This window comes from Devosia sp. UYZn731 (assembly GCF_040546795.1).
GTDB lineage: Bacteria > Pseudomonadota > Alphaproteobacteria > Rhizobiales > Devosiaceae > Devosia.
Map to the genome: position 1 here is coordinate 108,587 of NZ_JBEPOL010000003.1, position 16,304 is coordinate 124,890.

The window sequence follows — 16,304 nt, forward strand, 5'->3', positions numbered from 1 at the left end:
AACCTGTCCGTAACCACCAAGCCGTAATCCCCGCAAGGTTCAGCGGCGACGAAAACGGGCGACGAAAAAGCCATCCAAGCCGCCGTCCAGATTGTTCGGCCGCATCCCCGGATGCGTGCGTACCAGCCCCGAGGGCAGCACGGCCTGTTCCAGCCCGGGCATCTCGTCCTTGGAAATCGGCAACAGATCAAGGCCCGGCAGGGTATCGAGCGCCCACTGCACCTGCTTTTCACCCTCGGCGGGCTCCAGCGAACACACGCAATAGATCAGCACGCCTTCGGGATTGAGGCAGCGCAGGGCATTGATCAGCAGCGAGCGCTGCAGGCGGACACGGCCTTCGACATCGGCGACCGAGCGGTGCCAGATCACCTCGGGATGGCGGCGGAAGGTGCCGGTGGCCGAGCAGGGCGCGTCGAGCAGGACGCCATCGAAGAGACCGGCGGGCGCGTAGTTGCCTGCATCGGCAGTGACGATGTCGGCGCTGTAGTTGAGGCGGACCAGGTTCTCGCTCAGGCGCTCGATGCGCTTGGCATCGTTGTCGAGCGCAGTGACGGCGTAGCCAGCCTTGATCAGTTGCGCGGTCTTGCCGCCTGGCGCCGCGCAGAGGTCGAGTACGCGCGAGCCGGCGGGCAGGTTCAGCAGGCGCGCGGGAATGGCGGAGGCCGCGTCCTGCACCCACCAGCTTCCCTCGGCAAAGCCGGGCAGCGCTTCGACCGGACGGTCACGGGTATCGACGCGGACCGTATCGACGATCACGGGGCTGGCGCCCAGCGCTTCGATCAATTCGGGGTCATTCTGCTTGAGGGTGATATCCAGCGGAGCGCCGGCCAGTAGGGCCTCGGTGAAGGCGTCGATGGCGTCCTCCCCATAGGCCTTGAGCCAGGTATCGCCAAACGTGTCGGGGATCAGCAGGTCGTCTTCCAGCATGGAGAACTTGGCCGAATTGGCCTGGGCGGTGCGCAATACGGCATTCATCAGCCCGGACAGGTGGCGCGCCTTGGCATCGCGTTTGACCGCCTCGACGGCCAGAAACAGCGCGCTATGAGCACCCAGATCGGGCAGGAACACCAGTTGCGCCAGGCTGAGGCGCAGCACGGCTTCAAAACTGCCGGACTTGCCGGGCATGCCCTTGTCGAGCAGCGCATGGATGATGAAGTTGAGCTGGCCCTGACGGCGCAGGGCGGTGGTGACCAGCCGGTTGGCCAGCGCGCGGTCGCGGCTGTCGGCGACGTCGCCCGCCCCGAGCGGAATGAAATTGTCCCCATTGAGGACGGCGCGCAGGCGCTGGGCGGCGGCGAGGCGAAGCGCAAGCCCCGCCGGTTCAGGTTTTTTAGACTTAGCCAATAGGTGCTCTAGCCCCAGGGACCCCGTTGTCCGCCATCCTCGTCGGTTCGTCCGACGGTCGGCACGCGCCAGCCGCCGCCGCTGACCGGCGCAGTGTTCTGCGGCGTTGGACGGGGCTGAGGCCTGCGGCCCTTATCGTCCACACTCATCTCCGCCGCAAGCTGGCGCAGCGCATTAATGCGATTGCCGGTATCGGGGTGGGTGGAAAACAGGTTGTCCATGGCCCGGCCCGACAGGGGATTGATGATATACATATGGGCCATTGCCGGGCTGCGTTCGGCCGCCACATTGACGGTGTGCCCTGCAGCGTTGGCGATTTTCTGCAGCGCCGAGGCCAGGGCCAGCGGATCGCCGGAGATTTCGGCGCCATGGCGATCGGCCTCGTATTCGCGGGTGCGGCTGACCGCCATCTGCACCAGGGCGGCGGCCATGGGGGCCAGGATCAGCATCAGGATGCCGCCAAAGGGCCCGAGCGGATTGTTGCGGTTATTGCCACCGCCGCCGAAGAAGAAGCCGAACTGCGCCAGCATGCCGATGGCACCCGCAAAGGTGGCGGTGATAGTCATGGTCAGGGTGTCGCGATTGCGGATATGGGCCAGCTCATGGGCGATGACGCCGGCGATTTCCCGGGTTTCGAGGCTGCGAAGCAGGCCGGTGGAGACGGCGACCGCGGCATGATTGGGGTCGCGGCCGGTGGCGAAGGCATTGGGCTGGTCGGTTTCGATGACATAGACGGCAGGCGTCGGAATGCCGGCGCGCTTGGAAAGGGTATCGACCATGTCATAGAGCTCGGGCACGCGGGAGCGCTCGACCGGCTGGGCATTCTGCATGCGCAGCACCAATTGATCGGAATTCCAGTAGCCGATGAGATTGGTCACCAGTGCCACGCCAAAGGCGATCGTCATGCCGCCGGTGCCGCCGATGAAATAGCCGACCGCCATGAAGATCGCGGTCAGCGCGGCCAGCAGGACGGTGGTGCGGAAGGCATTGAACATCAGGACCTCGACAAACGCGTGTGACAGGCAAATATGTTGTGCAGCCCATGGTTGCATGCAAGTGCGGATGACCAAAGCGTAATGGAGCAGGGTTCGATGTCCGATGAATTGCCTGAAGCACCGCGCAAGCCTTTGACACCGGCCGCCCAGCGGGCCCTGGCCGAGGCGGAAGCTCGGCGGCGCGAGATCGACGCGAAGGTGGCCAAGGCGCCAGCCGAAAAGGGCGGCCGTGGCGGGCTGGAGCCGGCGCGCTATGGGGATTGGGAGATCAAGGGACTGACGAGCGATTTTTAGGCGAGGTCGTCGGGCAAGTTGCCGGTGAGGCGCGCCGTATGAATGACACGAACGATAAAAATGCCTGTACTAGTCGGTCGATAGAAAACGACATGAGTGCCGACGGAGTGTCTCCGCAAGGTTGGTGTAACGCCACTGGCGGCAGAACCGATGTTTGGATTTAGCGCGAGTCTGTGGAACGTCGCGCGCATCGACGCGAAGTATTTCTCTGCCTGACTACGTCCGTACTGCTGGGCGCTGAACGCAAAGATGTCGCCGAGATCGAGCAGGGCGCTTGCGCTGAGGCGGTAATCAGGCAACGCGGTTATGCTTTGCGTTTACCCGCTGCATGGCCTCCTCAAAGATCTCTTCAAGCGTCTTGTCGCTGACGCCGCTGGCTTCGCCTTCCGCAATCATATCGCGCAATTCCTCAATGGTCAGAGGGTAATTCGGCTCCCGCCGTTCCCGATCCTTACGCACCGCGTCACGCACGTAATCGCTGGTCGAGGCGTAATCGCCGCGCTTCACCTGCTCCTCGATCCAGTCCTTCATCGGGTCGGGAAGCGACACTGTCATCGTTGCCATGGGAAATCTCCTTTGCCGCCAGAATAACAAAAATTCACAAAGATTGCTATTGCCGCTGCGCGCGGAGCTGGTCGAGCGATGCGCTGGCGGCTTCGACGGTCGCCTTGTCGGTATGTTTGGTCAAAATGGTGTTCGCCCCGCCGCTGGTGACGATCAGGGCGTAGACGGGCCTCGTGAGCAGGGCAATCAGCAGGCCAACGGCGATGAGCGCAAAGCCCAGCACGAAAGTGGTGAGACCGAAGTCGGGGACGACGAGGCCAAGGGCGCTGGTGCCGAGGCCGACCGCAATGCAGAACAGGGCATCATTGGACCATCGGCCATGGCGCTCGATGCGCGTGCCGGTGATGGCGTCCAAAGGGATGGGTTGGGGTTTGAGAGTATAGGTCCCGCCGCCGGGAAGGACGATGGCGCCGTTCTCGACCTGCCAGCCGTCCCGGGCATCCGCCATGGCTCAGCCGCGCGCCTTGGCGATGGCGGGGAGCAGCTCGTTGTCCAGCGTTTGCGGGGTCAGCGGGCCGGTGACCTTGAAGGTGATGATGCCGTCGGCATTGACCACGAAGGTTTCGGGGACCCCATAGACGCCCCAGTCGATGGAGACGCGGCGGTCGCTGTCGGCGCCAACGGCGTCATAGGGATTGCCGAGTTCGTCGAGGAATTTCTTGGCGTTTTCGGGCGCGTCGCTCTGGTTGATGCCGAAGAGGCGCACGCCGGCGACGTCCTTAAGGGCGGTCAGCAGCGGATGCTCGGCGCGGCACGGAATGCACCAGCTGGCAAAGACGTTGACCACGGTCACCTGACCCTTGAGGCTGGCGGTATCGAAGCCGGGTACGCCCAGTGCCGCGACGGGCGCGAGGGTGAATTGGGGGGCCGGCTTGTCGATCATCACCGAGCGGATCAGGCTGGGATCGCGGTTGATCGAGCTGGCAAAGATGGCGAATAGCGCGACCAGCACCAGCAGCGGCAAGGCAAACAGCACATAGCGCATCAGGCGGCGGGTCCGGCGGAGCGGCGGCGAATGCCGCGGGCTTCCAGAGCTGCCATTTTGCTGGCGGTGCGGCGGGCGTCGAACAGGGTCCAGGCAATCAGCGCCACGACGGCCAGGGTGACGCCCGCATAAGCGCTGACGATGAAGACGGCGTGGGGGCCAAGATCGATCATGCGGTTTTCCCAGTCTGCGCGGCCTGGCGCTGCAGCGCCATCAGGCGGCGGCGGGCGACCTCGGTGTGCATGGCTTTGAGATGCAGGGTCAGGAACAGCATGGTAAAGGCGATGGCCATCACCAGCAGCGGCGTCAGGATCGAGGGCGGCATATGCGGGCCGCTCATGGTGAAGACGCTGGAGGGCTGGTGCAGCGTGCTCCACCAATCGACCGAGAATTTTATGATCGGAATATTGATGGCCCCAACCAGGGTGAAAACGGCGATGACGCGGGCGGCGCGGAGCTGATCGTCAAACGCGCGCCACAGCGCCACGATGCCCAGATAGATCAGCAGCAGCACCAGGGTCGAGGTCATGCGCCCGTCCCATTCCCAGAACGTGCCCCAGGTGGGGCGGCCCCAGAGCGAGCCGGTGAACAGCGCCAATGCGGTGAATGTCGCACCCAACGGCGCAGCGGCCTTCATCGAGACATCGGCTATGGGATGGCGCCAGACCAGCGAGCCGATCGCCGACACCGCCATGAGGCCGTAGACGAACTGGCTGAGCCAGGCGGTGGGCACGTGGATGTACATGATGCGCACCGTATCGCCCATCTGGTAGTCCTCGGGCGAATTGAAGAAGGCGAACCACAGGCCAACGGCAAACAGCGCCACCGTGATGAGCGTCAGCGGCCACAGCCATGGCCGCGTCAACGCCACGAACTGGCCGGGATGGGCGAGGCGGTACCAGAAGCTGGGTTTTGGCGCGGTGTCGGTGGTCATCGGACGGTCCTAATCCTCGCCCGAGCTTATCGCAAGGGCGGCGGCAAAGGGAGAGAGCGCCAGGGTGATGAGGCTGATTGCCGCAAGGAACAACAGCGCCGAGCCCGAAAGGTCGGGTCCCGGCCCGGTCGAGATGGCGCCGACGCCGAAGATGAGCACGGGCACTGCCAGGGGCAGGATCAGCACCGGCGCAATCAGCCCGCCGCGCCGGATCGACACGGTGACCGCGGCGCCGATGGCTCCCAGGGCCGCCAGCGCCGGCGTGCCGACCAGCAGCGACAGCACCACGCGCCAGAAGGCCGCGCCATCGAGTGCCAGCATGACTGCAAGAAGCGGGCTGGCGACGATCAGCGGCACCGCCGAGACGATCCAGTGCGCCATCACTTTTGCGGCAACCACGGCGGAAAACGGCAGGTCGGCGTGACGCAGCAGGATCAGCGTGCCGTCCTCGTGGTCGGCGCGGAACAGCCGGTCGAGCCCGAGCAGCATGGAGAGGAACGCGGCGATCCAGACTACGCCGGGGGCGAGGCGACCGAGCAGCGCGCGATCGGGGCCGACGGCAAAGGGCACGACGACGCCGATCATGACGAAGAACAGCACCAGCGTCAGCACATCGCCACCGGTGCGGATCGAGAGGCGCAGCTCGCGGGTGATAAGGGCGGTGAAGGCCTTCAATGGAGACCCGCCATGACGAGGGTTTCGACGCTGTTTGGATCGGTGGGCGTGATCGGATCGTGGGTGGCGGCAACAACCAGGCCGCCGGCCTCCAGATGCGCGTCGATCAATCGGGTGATCAGGTCATGCCCCTCGCTGTCGAGCGCGGCGGTGGGCTCGTCGAGCAGCCAGAGCGGACGGGCGGTCACCAGCAGCCGCGCGAGGGCAAGGCGGCGGCCCTGGCCGGCCGACAGATAGCCGGCATCGAGACCCGCAACGTGATCGAGACCGACGGTCTCCAAAGCCGCGATGGGCGGGACGCCGGTCGGGCCATAGATCCGGGCCCAGAAGTCCAGGTTCTCCAGCACGCTCAATCGCGGCTTGATCGCATTGCGGTGACCGCAATAATGCAGCAGGGGGCCGTCTTCGGATGTGGCGCCATCAAGATCGAACCGGCCGGCCAGCGCCTCGACGATCCCTGCCAGCGTCAGTAGCAGCGTGGATTTGCCGACCCCATTGGGCCCGCGCAACAGCAGGCATTTGCCATTTTGGACCGTGAATTCCAGTCCCTGGGCAAGCGCAATTCCGCCGCGGCCGACGGCCAGAGCGTGCGCGGAAAGGGCTAGAGGGCCAAAGACGTGCCGTTCGGTCATGACCCCTTCTCGTATTGAAGCCATGGTCGTGCTGGCAAGCCCAATCTTTGTTCTCTATAACGCCCAATAGTTTGGAGTCATTCCAGAAAAGGCGGTGTTAACGGCCGGCGGGCTAAACACTGTCTTCACAGCAGCAAATCGAATGACAGGGTGGGACCCGATGGCCTCTTTGAACAGTTTCAAGTCGAAAAAGACCCTCGTGGTCGGCGGCAAGACCTATACGTATTTCTCCATCCCCGAGGCCGAAAAGAATGGCCTCGCCGGCGTTTCGGCGCTGCCCGGTTCGATGAAGGTGGTGCTGGAAAACCTGCTGCGCTTCGAGGACGATCGCACCGTAACGCGCGCCGATATTCTGGCCGTCGCCGAATGGCTCAAGACCCGCACCTCCGAGCAGGAAATTTCCTACCGCCCGGCCCGCGTGCTGATGCAGGATTTCACCGGCGTGCCGGCCGTGGTGGACCTCGCCGCGATGCGCGACGCCACCAAGGCGCTCGGCGCCGATGCGCAGAAGATCAACCCGCTGGTGCCGGTCGATCTGGTCATCGATCACTCGGTTATGGTGGACAATTTCGGCACCGCCGCCTCGTTCGGCCAGAACGTCGAGCTGGAATATGAGCGCAATGGCGAGCGCTACGAATTCCTGCGCTGGGGCCAGAAAGCCTTCGACAATTTTCGCGTCGTGCCACCCGGCACCGGCATCTGCCATCAGGTGAACCTGGAATATCTGGCGCAGACCGTGTGGATCAAGGACGAGGACGGCGAAACCGTCGCCTATCCGGACACGCTGGTGGGCACCGATTCGCACACCACCATGGTCAATGGCCTCGCCGTGCTCGGTTGGGGCGTCGGCGGCATCGAGGCGGAGGCAGCGATGCTCGGCCAGCCGATCACCATGCTGATCCCCGAAGTCGTCGGTTTCAAGATGACCGGCAAGATCAATGAAGGCATCACCGCGACCGATCTGGTGCTGACCGTCACCGAAATGCTGCGCAAGAAGGGCGTGGTCGGCAAGTTCGTCGAGTTCTACGGCCCGGGCCTCGATTACCTGAGCCTCGAAGATCAGGCGACCATTGCCAATATGGCTCCGGAATATGGCGCCACCTGCGGCTATTTCCCGGTCGATGCCGATACGCTGCAATACCTGACCACTTCGGGCCGCGATCCACATCGCGTCGCCCTGGTCGAAGCTTATTCCAAGGCGCAGGGCATGTTCCGCGATGCGGGCACGCCCGATCCGGTGTTTACCTCGACGCTCGAACTCGACCTCACCACCGTCGTGCCGTCGATCTCGGGCCCAAAGCGCCCGCAGGACCGTATCGCGCTCGACAATGCCAAGCAGGCGTTCGCGCTGGCTTTGCCCAAGGAATTCGGCAAAACCGACGACGTGCGCGTGCCCGTCGACGGCGCCGATTACACCATCGGCCATGGCGACGTGGTGATCGCCGCGATCACCTCCTGCACCAATACGTCCAACCCCTCGGTGCTGGTCGCCGCCGGTCTCGTGGCCCGCAAGGCGCGGGCGCTTGGCCTCGACTCCAAGCCTTGGGTCAAGACCTCGCTGGCTCCCGGCTCGCAGGTGGTCACCGACTATCTCGATAGCGCTGGTCTCTCGGCCGATCTCGACGCCATCGGCTTCAACCTCGTGGGTTATGGCTGCACCACCTGCATCGGCAATTCCGGCCCGCTGCCGGTCGAAATCTCCAAGGCCGTGCAGGCCGGCGATATCGTGGCCGCCTCGGTGCTGTCGGGTAACCGCAATTTCGAAGGCCGCGTGAACCCCGACGTCAAGGCGAACTTCCTCGCCTCCCCGCCGCTGGTTGTTGCGTATGCGCTGGCCGGCTCGATGAAGATCGACATTACCAAGGACCCGATTGGCACCGGCTCGAACGGCCAGCCGGTTTATCTCAAGGATATCTGGCCGACCAATCTGGAAGTCGCCGAGATCGTGCGCAAGCACGTCACCAAGGAGATGTTCCAGGGTCGCTATTCGGACGTGTTCAAGGGCGATACCAACTGGCAGAACATCGCCATCGATGACAGCGAGACCTATGGCTGGAACGGCAGCTCGACCTATGTGCAGAACCCTCCATACTTCGAGGGCATGACCATGGAGCCCAAGCCGATCACCGATGTGGCCAATGCCCGCGTGCTGGCGCTGTTCCTCGACTCGATCACCACCGACCACATCTCCCCGGCTGGCTCGTTCAAGGCCACGACCCCCGCCGGCAAGTATCTGGAAGAACGCCAGGTCGCACCGCGCGATTTCAACTCCTATGGCGCCCGTCGCGGCAATCATGAAGTGATGATGCGCGGCACCTTTGCCAATATCCGCATCAAGAACCAGATGCTGCCGGGTGTCGAGGGTGGTTACACCAAGGGCCCCGATGGCTCGCAGATGGCCATCTATGACGCCGCCATGGCCTTCCAGGCGGCCGGCACCCCATTGGTGGTGTTTGCCGGCAAGGAATATGGCACCGGCTCCTCGCGCGACTGGGCGGCCAAGGGCACTAACCTGCTCGGCGTCCGCGCCGTGATCGCCCAGTCCTTCGAGCGTATCCATCGCTCCAACCTCGTGGGCATGGGCGTCATCCCGCTGCAGTTCAAAGACGGCGAGTCTTGGCAGACGCTGGGGCTCGACGGCACCGAAACGGTCTCCATCGACGACGTTAACGGCATTGTGCCGCGGTCGAAGGTGACGGTGAAGATCACCCGCGCCGATGGCTCCAGCCTCAACGTGGAAACGCTCTGCCGCATCGATACCGCCAATGAGCTCGACTACTACAAGCATGGCGGCATTTTGCAGTATGTGCTGCGCAGCCTCGTCGCCGCCTAGGGCTTTCGGGTTTCGGAATTGAAAATGGCGGCCTATGGGCCGCCATTTTTGTTATTGGGCGGTCAGTTCGTAGCCCAGCCGGCGCAGCGCCGACTCGGCCCTTGGATTGCCGCCTGCGGCGCGCTCCCGCAACACCTTGAGATAGGCATCCACCCCGGTGCCGGATTTCTCGGCGAGAGCGAAAGCGCGGGCATAGTCGACATCGACACAGCGTTTGCCCATGAACATGCCGCTGAAATAAGTGCCGGCTGCGATCGACATGTCGCTTTTGCTGCGTTCGGCATTGGCGATGACCCCCTCGCAACTGAAGTCCCCGCCAATGGCAGGCGGGCCCGGATTGATCACCATGGCGAGGATCTGGTCGAGCGAGATCGCCCGGCCGGTCAGATCGAACGGCACGGCCCGGCGCCCCGCCAGCCCCATCGGATCGCCCGACACCTGCTGGGCGATCCCGCCCTGATAGGCGCCGACCGGCTCGCATTCCCAGCCGCCGCGCTGCTTGGTCACCGGGTTGTAGCTGTTGGCCCCATAGGCAAAGCACATATTGCCGTCTTCGACCTTCCACTGGCCTTTGAGGATGTTGGTATTGCGCGGATACCAGAGATAGGTCTTGCCGCCCTCAGCCACATATTCGACCTGCGTGCCATGCCCGGGACTGCGCGACATATTGGTAACGCCACCCAGATCCTGCGCGGCGGCCGGGCCTGCCGAAATCATCGTCGCGACGATGAGCCAAAAGGCCGTTGGTATCCGTCTTAGAAATGTTCGCATGCTCTATCCCCCCAAAGGTCTGTGGGGCAGCAGAGCAGAACCCGCGCGGCCCGGCAATTTGTATTCCGGCAAAGGTTACTGCTGACAGTGCCTGACACCAGGGGTGGCTAGGACCGCCTTGCCAGCAAAGGAAACGCCATGCTCGATCATATCGTCCTCACCGTCTCCGACACCGACCGGTCCACTTCCTTCTACCGCGCTGCCCTGGCGCCGCTCGGCATTACCCACGGCGTACACTATGAGGGGCCGCACGGTCATGCCGACCTGATCGGGTTCGGCAGCAATCGCGCCCTGTACTTCTGGCTCAAGCAGGGTGTGCCGCATCCCGAGGCAATCCATTTCGCCTTCCCGGCCGAAAGCGCCGAGGCATTGCGGGCATTTTACGAGGCGGCCCTGGCGGCTGGCGGCCGCGACAATGGCGCGCCGGGACCGCGCGAAAAATACGATCCGCGCTATCACGCTGCCTATGTGCTGGACCCCGATGGCTATAATGTCGAAGCCGTTTTTCGCGATTATTAGCGCGGGAAACCCGGCCTGGCAGCAATTTAGCTTCTCACCCTGAATTGACTGGCGAGACCATGTCGGGCTGATTTACAAGAATGTCCATGATCGCAAGACGCCTGCTTGGCCCCATGTCCGGTTTTGCCGCAGTCCTGGCTCTCGCCGCCCCGGTGGCTGCAGAGACGCTGCGAGCCCATCCCAAGGCCGTGGTGGAATTGTTCACCAGCCAGGGTTGCGCCTCCTGCCCACCCGCCGATGCCCTGCTGACCAGCCTTGCGGACGACGACGATGTCATCGCGCTGGCCTATCATGTCGATTATTGGGACTATGTGGGCTGGCCCGATACGTTCGGCAGTGCCGACAATTCCAAGCTGCAGCGCTCCTATGCCAAGGGCTGGCATTCCTCGCGCATCTATACCCCCCAAATGGTGATCAACGGCACCAAGGACGTCGTCGGCTCGCGCCGCACCGAGGTGCAGACGGCGCTTGATGCCGCCACGCTCAGCCTGCCGGTGACCATCACCACGACCAGCCAAATGCTCAAGATCGCCGTGCCGCCGCGCGCCGGCGAGAGCGATGCCGTGGTGTGGCTGGTGACCTATCGCGACCGCGCCGAAGTCAAGATCGACAGCGGCGAGAATGCCGGCAAGACCATGGTCTATACCCAGGTGGTGACCAAGCGGCAGGTGCTGGGCATGTGGGAGGCCGCCACCGGCGCCCAGCTCAAGCTGCCGCTCGACGAAGTGCTCGACCAGGATAGCACCGGCGTCGCCGTGCTGGTGCAGCAGGACGACGATGGCCTGCCGGGCGCAATCATCGGCGCCGCCGCGTTCGAGCGCTAGGCTACGCCGGAAGCGCAGAACGTCGCCGGTTGCAGACCGGCATCACCTGAAGACCGATATAGCCCAAAAACAAATCCCCTCCCTGGGGGCAGGGAGGGGAAAAGATTGACTGGTCAACTTGGAGGCGATCAGCAGCCGGGCCTCAGGTTTGGGGGCTCATTCAGCCCGGCTGCCGATCACTGGAGGCAATGGACATAGATTGACTGCGCATTCTGGCGAGGACAGGGACAGAATGTGACCAAAATGGGGAATCTTCATTTGTGGGCGTGGTCGGCGCAAAGCGCTTGCCAGTGCGGGCAAATCTGGCAATCATGACATCCCAATGACGCGGAGGCTTAGGGACTTGGCGCAAGGCCGTACCCCAGATCAGCACAATGCCAGCCTGTCGCTGGTGCATGTCAGCGAGCCGCCGACGGCTCCGGCCGCCAGCAAGGTGCCCGGTATCGTGGCGTTCGACCGGCGCGAGCTGGCGACAATTCTCAATGTCTATGGCCGCAAGGTCGGGCGGGGCGAATGGCGCGACTATGCGATGGATTTTTTGCGTGACCGGGCCGTATTCTCGATCTATGCCCGCGTCTCCGAGCGGCCGCTGTTCATCGTGGAAAAGACCCCCAAGATGCGCAACAAGCAGGGGCAATATACCGTGACCAACCAGCAGGGCCGCATTCTCAAGCGCGGCCACGAGCTGGCGGTGGTGCTACGCGTGCTCGACCCGCAATTGGCGGTGGTGGGGTAATCGTCACTTGGTGCCGAACGTGACTATCCGCTTGGCGACGCCAGCCGATGCGCCGGCCATGAGCATGGTGCTGACAAGCTCAATCACCGAACTGTGCGCGGCCGACCATGGCGGGAATCCTCGCGCCATTGCTGCGTGGACAGCCAACAAGAGCCAAGACGGCGTAGCCGCGATGTTGGCCAATCCGGACCTGCAGATCTACGTGGCCGAGCGCGATCGTGTCATCGTCGCTGTCGGCGCGGTGACCACCCATGGCCATGTCGGCCTCAACTACGTCACTCCCGCTGCGCGTTTTTCGGGCGTCAGCAGCGCTATGCTGGAGCGGCTGGAAGCCGCCCTGCTCGCTCTTGGTCACCGTGAGGGTCAGCTCGAAGCGACGGTGACCGCGCGTGCGTTTTATGAAAGCCGAGGCTGGAACGCGGATGGCCCCCAGGCCGACGGTCGCGTGGTCAACGGCTATCCGATGCGGAAGACGCTCTAAAGAGCCTTCTGCATATGCACGACATCCAGCCACTTATCGAATTTCAGTCCTAATGCCTCGTGGCGACCCACGGTGTGAAATCCGAACTTTTCGTGCAGGGCGATGGAGGCGGCCGATTCGGCGGTGATGACGGCGATCATCTGCTTGAAGCCGAAGGCCTGGCTCTGCGCGATCAGCTCGGCCAGCAGCGTGCGGCCGAGACCCATGCCGGTGGCGTCGGCGCGCAGGTAGATCGAGTCCTCGCAGGTGAAGCGATAGGCCGGGCGCGGCCGGTAGGTCGACGCATACGCGTAGCCGATGAGTTCGCCGCCGCGTTCGGCGATGACTACAGGATGGCCGGCTTCGAGCATGTGCCCGAACTTTTCAGCGATGTAGGTGGGGCCGGGCGCTTCGAGGTCAAAGGTGGCCGTCGAGGTTTCGCAGTAATGCTTGTAGATGGCGGTGATGGCGGGGACGTCGCCCCAGGCGAAGGGGCGCAGCGAAATTTCAGACATGAACGGCAACCGGGGAAAACAAAAGGACCGCGGTCTTTGTAGACCGCGGCCCGATTTGTCGTCCAACCAAATTGCTGGCTGGCGATCCTGTTAGTTGCGGTTGCCGAACAGGCGGAGCAGCATCATGAACAGGTTGATGAAGTCGAGGTAGAGCGACAGCGCGCCCATGATGGCGTTCTTGGCCATCACGTCCATGCCATGCGCCTCGTTGTAGCTTTCCTTGATCTTCTGGGTGTCATAGGCGGTCAGGCCCACGAAGATCAGCACGCCGACGGCCGAGATCACCCACGACATGAAGTCGGATTGCAGGAAGATGTTCACGACCGAGGCGATGATGAGGCCGATCAGGCCCATCATCAGGAAGTTGCCGATCGAGGTCAGGTCGCGCTTGGTGGTGTAGCCGTAAAGGCTCATCGCGCCAAAAGTAGCGGCGGTGATGAAGAACACCTTGGAGATGGACGCGCCGGTATAGACCAGGAAGATCGACGACAGCGACAGGCCCATGACCGCGGCAAAAGCCCAGAACACGAGCTGGGCGGTGCCGACGCTCATCTTGTTGATGCCGAAGCTCAGCACCATCACAAAGGCGAGCGGCGCCAGCATGACGACCCAGGCCAGCGGGCTGGTATAGAGCAGGGCGCCCCACTGGGTGACCATCGTGCCATTGGCGAGCGTGCCCACGGCGTTGTCGGCATTGGTGGTCAGGGCGGCGGCATTGGCGAAATATGCCACAAGGCCGGTCACGACCAGGCCGATACCCATGTAATTGTAAACGCGCAGCATGTAGCTGCGTAGGCCCTCGTCAATGGCAGCGGCCGAGCCGGCCCGCGCATTGAGGGTCTGACGGTCATATTCAGCCATAGTCGTGATCCTTTCCCTAGCAATCGGATGCGGATTTCTGCTCCGCCGGAGGCATTTCCTGCCACTTGGGAAGAATATGGATGCAGACCCCGCTTTTTACAAGGCCGCTCCGCCGAGCGTGACAATAAGGCCCTGTTCGGCCAGATTCCTTGTGCTAGGCTTGGTGGGCAAATCACCCTTGTGTTCGTCGTCCTTTTTGAAGAGGAGGGTTATATGCCCCGGCTCTTTACCGGCCTCGAAATCCCCGCCGAAGTGGGATTGGCACTCTCGATGAAGCGCGGCGGCCTCAATGGCGCGCGCTGGATCGACCCCGAAAATTACCACATCACGCTGCGCTTCATCGGCGACGTGGACAACACCACCGCCAATGACGTTGCCGACAGCCTCGACCAGCTCAGCAATTCCATGTCGTTCCAGGTGCGGCTCAATCATCTGTCGACCTTTGGGGGCAATACCCCGCGGGCGCTTTATGCCGGGGCCGATGTCAACGAGAGCCTGGTACGGCTGCAGGCCGCGCAGGAGCGGGTGTTGCAACGGGCGGGGCTGGAGCCCGAAGGCCGCAAATTCGTGCCGCATGTGTCGCTGGCGAGGTTGCGCGGTTCCAGCGCGCAGGATGTGGCGTGGTTCCTGGCGCAGTCCGGCCGCTTCGAGCCGCTCACCTTCACGGTCGGGCGGTTCGTGCTGTTCTCCAGCAAGGACTCCGTCGGGGGTGGCCCCTATGTGGTCGAGCAGAGCTATCCGCTGGCCGCTTAGGCGTTTAAAACCATCACGTTCACGCTTATGTTAGCGAAACCTTAACCATAGCGGCGCAAACGCTGGTAACGGCTGAACTTCGCGCCAAATTGCCGTCACGATTGGCTTCCATTGCAGGTTTTAATCAAATGCGGCGGCATTTGACTTCCTGGTAACGCTGTTGGGGGCAAGCTTGCGGGCGCGTGCTCTCGGCCACGGACCGATTAAACAGAGGATGAATTGGCAATGATGACGAAAACCGGTGGCCTTGTCCTTGGGCTTGCGGTGTCCGCATTGATGGGTTTGGCGCCTGCCGCGCAGGCGCAGCAACAGGCCGCAACGGAACTCGGCACCTTCAACGCCTGGTCCGCCTGGACCGCGACCGATGCGAGCGGCAAGATCTGCTACATTTCGGCCGCCCCTTCGGCGAGCGAACCCAATGGCGCCAATCGCGACCCGATCCATTTCATGATCATCCACCGCAAGGGGATGGGCACCAAAAACGAAGTCCAGACCATTATCGGCTATCCTTATAATGCCACCGATGCCAAGGCGAGCGCGGCCATCGATGGCAAAACCTATCCGATGGTGGTGGAAGGCTCGGCCGGCTGGCTGGCCTCGACCGGCGACGAAGGCGGGTTCGTGGCGGCGTTCAAGGCCGGCACCAATCTGGTCGTCAAGGGCACCAGCCAGCGCGGCACCAATACCAGCGATACCTATTCGCTGAGCGGCGCCACGGCGGCGATGAAAGCCATCGACGCTGCCTGCGCCTGATCGGCTCCCATATGGCTACGGCCTCCGTCCAACGACGGGGGCCTTGGCATGACTATGGGATAAACCGCGAATTTGCGGTTGCCCGCGGCGCGCAAACGCCATAATTGGGCAAGACGATCCACGCGATATTGTCTGCAGAATTGATGAGGCCAAGTTCAATGTCCCTGCGCGCGCTGCTGCTGGCGGTCACCGCCACCGTCATCATGGCCGGATCGGCCGCCGCGCAGAATGTGCGCCTCCTGGGGGATTATCGCGACTGGTCGTCCTATGCGGCTGCCGACGGCACCGGCCCGGTCTGTTTTGCCATGACCAAGCCCAAGAAAGTCTCGCCCGAGCCAGATGGCTACACCCAGGGCAGCCTCTACATCACCAATCGTCCCGGCGAGAACGTCGCCAACGAGTTCAACCTGGTCGCCGGCTTCACCTTTGCGCCCGATAGCGCCGCCACGGTCAATGTCAGCGGGCAGGTGTTCAACCTGTTCACCCAGAACGATGCCGCCTGGCTCGACGACGCCGGCCAGAGCGCCACGCTGGCCAGCGCCATCCGCGCCGGCTCCAGCATGGTGGTCGAAGGCACCTCCGCGGCGGGCATCAAGATAGTCGAGACGTTTTCGCTGTCCGGCGCCACTGCCGCCTCGCAGGCCATGGCGGACTGCAAGTAGGGCTCGCTGGCAGGCTCGGTACAAAATCAAACACCGGCCTTCCCGCGGACTTGATCCGCGGGCCACTCTCAATTCGGCACAAGCTGTCAGGGCCCGCGGATCAAGTCCGCGGGAAGTGCGGTGGGTGTGGCCGCACGCTGCTTTCCTAAAGTCCATGACGGTGCCTGCGCCCGACGCATTGCCCGTCCGCACCC

22 protein-coding genes are annotated in these 16,304 nt (G+C 63.3%); 9 read left to right on the forward strand and 13 right to left on the reverse strand.

The window, feature by feature from the left end; translation table 11 throughout:
- Positions 1–39: 39 nt before the first annotated feature.
- Together ABIB57_RS08370 and htpX are read right to left on the reverse strand one after the other, a co-directional pair.
- Positions 40–1,344 carry an RsmB/NOP family class I SAM-dependent RNA methyltransferase gene (locus ABIB57_RS08370; RefSeq protein WP_354039937.1) on the reverse strand — a complete coding sequence of 435 codons (1,305 nt, stop codon included), beginning with the start codon at positions 1,342–1,344 and terminating at the stop codon, positions 40–42.
- An 8-nt stretch (positions 1,345–1,352) separates the two neighbouring features.
- Positions 1,353–2,339 (reverse strand): zinc metalloprotease HtpX, encoded by a 987-nt coding sequence (htpX, locus tag ABIB57_RS08375; RefSeq protein WP_354039939.1) that lies wholly within the window; start codon positions 2,337–2,339, stop codon positions 1,353–1,355.
- A 96-nt stretch (positions 2,340–2,435) separates the two neighbouring features.
- Between htpX and ABIB57_RS08380 the strand changes: the two genes are divergently transcribed.
- Positions 2,436–2,633 (forward strand): DUF1674 domain-containing protein, encoded by a 198-nt coding sequence (locus tag ABIB57_RS08380; protein WP_354039940.1) that lies wholly within the window; start codon positions 2,436–2,438, stop codon positions 2,631–2,633.
- Here the strand turns inward: ABIB57_RS08380 and ABIB57_RS08385 are convergent.
- Genes ABIB57_RS08385 through ccmA form a run of 8 tightly spaced genes read right to left on the reverse strand, consistent with a single transcriptional unit; the run spans position 2,630 to position 6,423 of the window.
- Positions 2,630–2,932, reverse strand: a complete 303-nt coding sequence (locus tag ABIB57_RS08385) for a type II toxin-antitoxin system RelE/ParE family toxin (protein ID WP_354039942.1) — start codon at positions 2,930–2,932, stop codon at positions 2,630–2,632. The genes ABIB57_RS08380 and ABIB57_RS08385 overlap by 4 nt on opposite strands.
- Positions 2,925–3,197 (reverse strand): type II toxin-antitoxin system ParD family antitoxin, encoded by a 273-nt coding sequence (locus ABIB57_RS08390; RefSeq protein WP_354039944.1) that lies wholly within the window; start codon positions 3,195–3,197, stop codon positions 2,925–2,927. The genes ABIB57_RS08385 and ABIB57_RS08390 overlap by 8 nt, the downstream gene beginning before the upstream one ends.
- 46 nt (positions 3,198–3,243) lie before the next feature.
- The gene (locus ABIB57_RS08395; protein WP_354039946.1) at positions 3,244–3,645 is read right to left on the reverse strand and encodes a DUF6232 family protein; all 402 of its coding nucleotides are present in this window, start codon (positions 3,643–3,645) and stop codon (positions 3,244–3,246) included.
- 3 nt (positions 3,646–3,648) lie between these two features.
- Positions 3,649–4,182: a DsbE family thiol:disulfide interchange protein gene (locus ABIB57_RS08400; protein ID WP_354039948.1), complete on the reverse strand. Its 534-nt coding sequence runs from the start codon at positions 4,180–4,182 to the stop codon at positions 3,649–3,651.
- Positions 4,182–4,355, reverse strand: coding sequence for a heme exporter protein CcmD (ccmD, locus tag ABIB57_RS08405; protein WP_354039950.1), 174 nt, complete (start codon positions 4,353–4,355; stop codon positions 4,182–4,184). Before ccmD ends, ABIB57_RS08400 begins: the two co-directional genes overlap by 1 nt.
- Positions 4,352–5,116 (reverse strand): heme ABC transporter permease, encoded by a 765-nt coding sequence (locus tag ABIB57_RS08410; RefSeq protein ID WP_354039952.1) that lies wholly within the window; start codon positions 5,114–5,116, stop codon positions 4,352–4,354. The genes ccmD and ABIB57_RS08410 overlap by 4 nt, the downstream gene beginning before the upstream one ends.
- Positions 5,117–5,125: 9 nt before the next feature.
- A complete protein-coding gene (gene ccmB / locus ABIB57_RS08415; protein ID WP_354039954.1) occupies positions 5,126–5,791 on the reverse strand; it encodes a heme exporter protein CcmB in 666 nt (221 codons plus the stop codon).
- Complete coding sequence (ccmA, locus tag ABIB57_RS08420) at positions 5,788–6,423, reverse strand: heme ABC exporter ATP-binding protein CcmA (RefSeq protein WP_354039955.1); 636 nt, start codon at positions 6,421–6,423, stop codon at positions 5,788–5,790. The genes ccmB and ccmA overlap by 4 nt, the downstream gene beginning before the upstream one ends.
- Positions 6,424–6,583: 160 nt before the next feature.
- On the opposite strand from ccmA, the gene acnA reads away from it, so the two are divergent.
- A complete protein-coding gene (gene acnA / locus ABIB57_RS08425; protein WP_354039956.1) occupies positions 6,584–9,256 on the forward strand; it encodes an aconitate hydratase AcnA in 2,673 nt (890 codons plus the stop codon).
- A 51-nt stretch (positions 9,257–9,307) separates the two neighbouring features.
- Here acnA and ABIB57_RS08430 read toward each other — a convergent pair whose 3' ends face one another.
- Positions 9,308–10,027 carry a hypothetical protein gene (locus ABIB57_RS08430; RefSeq protein ID WP_354039957.1) on the reverse strand — a complete coding sequence of 240 codons (720 nt, stop codon included), beginning with the start codon at positions 10,025–10,027 and terminating at the stop codon, positions 9,308–9,310.
- Positions 10,028–10,165: 138 nt separating this feature from the next.
- Between ABIB57_RS08430 and ABIB57_RS08435 the strand changes: the two genes are divergently transcribed.
- From ABIB57_RS08435 to ABIB57_RS08450, 4 genes are all read left to right on the forward strand, one after another.
- The gene (locus tag ABIB57_RS08435; protein ID WP_354039958.1) at positions 10,166–10,546 is read left to right on the forward strand and encodes a VOC family protein; all 381 of its coding nucleotides are present in this window, start codon (positions 10,166–10,168) and stop codon (positions 10,544–10,546) included.
- 86 nt (positions 10,547–10,632) lie between these two features.
- Entirely contained in the window at positions 10,633–11,370 is a 738-nt protein-coding gene (locus tag ABIB57_RS08440; RefSeq protein WP_354039959.1) for a DUF1223 domain-containing protein, read from the forward strand.
- Between the two features lie 343 nt (positions 11,371–11,713).
- Positions 11,714–12,106, forward strand: a complete 393-nt coding sequence (locus ABIB57_RS08445) for a DUF2794 domain-containing protein (protein ID WP_354039960.1) — start codon at positions 11,714–11,716, stop codon at positions 12,104–12,106.
- 19 nt (positions 12,107–12,125) lie between these two features.
- Entirely contained in the window at positions 12,126–12,587 is a 462-nt protein-coding gene (locus ABIB57_RS08450) for a GNAT family N-acetyltransferase (RefSeq protein WP_354039962.1), read from the forward strand.
- Here ABIB57_RS08450 and ABIB57_RS08455 read toward each other — a convergent pair.
- Together ABIB57_RS08455 and ABIB57_RS08460 are read right to left on the reverse strand one after the other, a co-directional pair.
- Positions 12,584–13,081 carry a GNAT family N-acetyltransferase gene (locus ABIB57_RS08455; protein ID WP_354039963.1) on the reverse strand — a complete coding sequence of 166 codons (498 nt, stop codon included), beginning with the start codon at positions 13,079–13,081 and terminating at the stop codon, positions 12,584–12,586. The genes ABIB57_RS08450 and ABIB57_RS08455 overlap by 4 nt on opposite strands.
- Before the next feature lie 90 nt (positions 13,082–13,171).
- Complete coding sequence (locus ABIB57_RS08460; RefSeq protein WP_299732041.1) at positions 13,172–13,942, reverse strand: Bax inhibitor-1/YccA family protein; 771 nt, start codon at positions 13,940–13,942, stop codon at positions 13,172–13,174.
- Between the two features lie 213 nt (positions 13,943–14,155).
- Between ABIB57_RS08460 and thpR the strand changes: the two genes are divergently transcribed.
- The 3 genes from thpR (at position 14,156) to ABIB57_RS08475 (ending at position 16,110) form a co-directional block, all read left to right on the forward strand.
- The gene (gene thpR, locus ABIB57_RS08465; protein ID WP_354039964.1) at positions 14,156–14,695 is read left to right on the forward strand and encodes an RNA 2',3'-cyclic phosphodiesterase; all 540 of its coding nucleotides are present in this window, start codon (positions 14,156–14,158) and stop codon (positions 14,693–14,695) included.
- A gap of 225 nt (positions 14,696–14,920) precedes the next feature.
- On the forward strand, positions 14,921–15,448 hold the full coding sequence (locus tag ABIB57_RS08470) for an invasion associated locus B family protein (RefSeq protein WP_354039966.1): 528 nt from the start codon (positions 14,921–14,923) through the stop codon (positions 15,446–15,448).
- A gap of 158 nt (positions 15,449–15,606) precedes the next feature.
- Entirely contained in the window at positions 15,607–16,110 is a 504-nt protein-coding gene (locus ABIB57_RS08475) for an invasion associated locus B family protein (RefSeq protein WP_354039968.1), read from the forward strand.
- The last annotated feature ends 194 nt before the right edge of the window (positions 16,111–16,304 follow it).

Excerpts from the sequence above, each read along its gene's own strand:
- ABIB57_RS08475 (WP_354039968.1), top strand. The coding sequence starts at position 15,607 with ATGTCCCTGCGCGCGCTGCTGCTGGCGGTCACCGCCACCGTCATCATG.
- thpR (WP_354039964.1), top strand. The coding sequence starts at position 14,156 with ATGCCCCGGCTCTTTACCGGCCTCGAAATCCCCGCCGAAGTGGGATTG.
- ABIB57_RS08400 (WP_354039948.1), bottom strand. The coding sequence starts at position 4,182 with ATGCGCTATGTGCTGTTTGCCTTGCCGCTGCTGGTGCTGGTCGCGCTA.
- ABIB57_RS08440 (WP_354039959.1), top strand. The coding sequence starts at position 10,633 with ATGATCGCAAGACGCCTGCTTGGCCCCATGTCCGGTTTTGCCGCAGTC.
- ccmD (WP_354039950.1), bottom strand. The coding sequence starts at position 4,355 with ATGATCGATCTTGGCCCCCACGCCGTCTTCATCGTCAGCGCTTATGCG.
- ABIB57_RS08435 (WP_354039958.1), top strand. The coding sequence starts at position 10,166 with ATGCTCGATCATATCGTCCTCACCGTCTCCGACACCGACCGGTCCACT.
- ABIB57_RS08410 (WP_354039952.1), bottom strand. The coding sequence starts at position 5,116 with ATGACCACCGACACCGCGCCAAAACCCAGCTTCTGGTACCGCCTCGCC.
- ABIB57_RS08460 (WP_299732041.1), bottom strand. The coding sequence starts at position 13,942 with ATGGCTGAATATGACCGTCAGACCCTCAATGCGCGGGCCGGCTCGGCC.
- ABIB57_RS08455 (WP_354039963.1), bottom strand. The coding sequence starts at position 13,081 with ATGTCTGAAATTTCGCTGCGCCCCTTCGCCTGGGGCGACGTCCCCGCC.
- ABIB57_RS08470 (WP_354039966.1), top strand. The coding sequence starts at position 14,921 with ATGATGACGAAAACCGGTGGCCTTGTCCTTGGGCTTGCGGTGTCCGCA.
- htpX (WP_354039939.1), bottom strand. The coding sequence starts at position 2,339 with ATGTTCAATGCCTTCCGCACCACCGTCCTGCTGGCCGCGCTGACCGCG.
- ABIB57_RS08395 (WP_354039946.1), bottom strand. The coding sequence starts at position 3,645 with ATGGCGGATGCCCGGGACGGCTGGCAGGTCGAGAACGGCGCCATCGTC.
- ABIB57_RS08390 (WP_354039944.1), bottom strand. The coding sequence starts at position 3,197 with ATGGCAACGATGACAGTGTCGCTTCCCGACCCGATGAAGGACTGGATC.
- ccmA (WP_354039955.1), bottom strand. The coding sequence starts at position 6,423 with ATGACCGAACGGCACGTCTTTGGCCCTCTAGCCCTTTCCGCGCACGCT.
- ABIB57_RS08430 (WP_354039957.1), bottom strand. The coding sequence starts at position 10,027 with ATGCGAACATTTCTAAGACGGATACCAACGGCCTTTTGGCTCATCGTC.
- acnA (WP_354039956.1), top strand. The coding sequence starts at position 6,584 with ATGGCCTCTTTGAACAGTTTCAAGTCGAAAAAGACCCTCGTGGTCGGC.
- ABIB57_RS08380 (WP_354039940.1), top strand. The coding sequence starts at position 2,436 with ATGTCCGATGAATTGCCTGAAGCACCGCGCAAGCCTTTGACACCGGCC.